This is a genomic window from Luteibacter sp. P4_E6, from assembly GCF_056401535.1.
On sequence record NZ_JBFUJE010000882.1, the window covers coordinates 1 to 1,045 of the forward strand.

General features: G+C 60.3%; 2 pseudogenes. One reads left to right on the forward strand and one right to left on the reverse strand.

The window, feature by feature from the left end:
- Window positions 1-256 (forward strand): annotated as a pseudogene (locus AC1DT2_RS24315) (CbbBc protein); the annotation flags it as partial.
- A gap of 642 nt (window positions 257-898) precedes the next feature.
- Here the strand turns inward: AC1DT2_RS24315 and AC1DT2_RS24320 are convergent.
- Window positions 899-1,021: pseudogene (locus AC1DT2_RS24320) on the reverse strand (DUF6538 domain-containing protein); the annotation flags it as partial.
- Window positions 1,022-1,045: the final 24 nt, after the last annotated feature.

Sequence of the window (1,045 nt, forward strand, 5' to 3'; positions counted from 1 at the left end):
GCACACGGTCACTGAACTCCTCGGCTGGAGCGACTACCAGCTTGAAGACCAGGGTCGTTTGACCGAGCCTCTGGTCTACAACGCGCAACTCGACCGGTTCGAGGCCATCGGCTGGGACGACGCGGTCGCCAGGATTGGCGAGATCCTGCGCACACTCGACCCCAATGAGGTGGAGTTTTACACCTCCGGACGCGCGTCCAATGAAGCCGCGTTCCTCTATCAGCTCTTTGCGCGCGAATACGGGACGAACAATTTTCGCCCAGTCGAAAAAGCCGCGAAGGTAACTGCATTTGTTGACAATGGTCGGTGTCGTGAGCCCCCCGGTGCGCAGTGCCATGACCCACTGACCCACATCGATGCGGCCGGCATCGCGAAGGGAATTTTTCTCGCCGTAGTGTGATGCGAAGCCTTCGACCGCCGTCCTTTTGATTGAAAGGGTCTTCGGGACCGTACCAGCCTTGATGTCGCTGAGCCACTCGGTGACGACTTTGCCAATCGGCAACGCGGGAATGCCGGCTAGGGACTGCGCTGACGGGAATGCGGTTTGCGTGGCGGCAGGTGCCGATACTGGGTTTGGCAATGCGGGGGCGTGTTGCGTCGCGATGGCCTGCTGCGCTGCTTCCCGCATCAGTTGCTGGACGTACGGCTCGTTGGCGAATGTCCCGATTTTCTCGACCGCCTCCATGGCATGCGCATGGTCTTCCTTGCCCTTCGCTTCGACCTCAATCGAGCCGTCCGGCTTGCGGATGAGGCGGTAGTGGCGACCCTCGCGTTTCAATGCCGCAATGATGTCGGCAATGTCTTTCTTCCCTGCCATGCCCAGCTTCCGCACGTAAGTGTGGAGCTCATCATACGCACGCCAAAGATTCAGTGCGATGTCACGGGCAACGGGCAGCTCACGCGTGCCGAGCGTTCGCTTGATGACGGGTTTGTTGAAGATGCCCACGAGCGACACGGGCATGCGCCGACGGAAGTGCCAGGTGCCAGACGGGGTTTTGACGAGGTAGTGCGGGATGCGCATGCGAGACCTATGTGTCCCGAAATG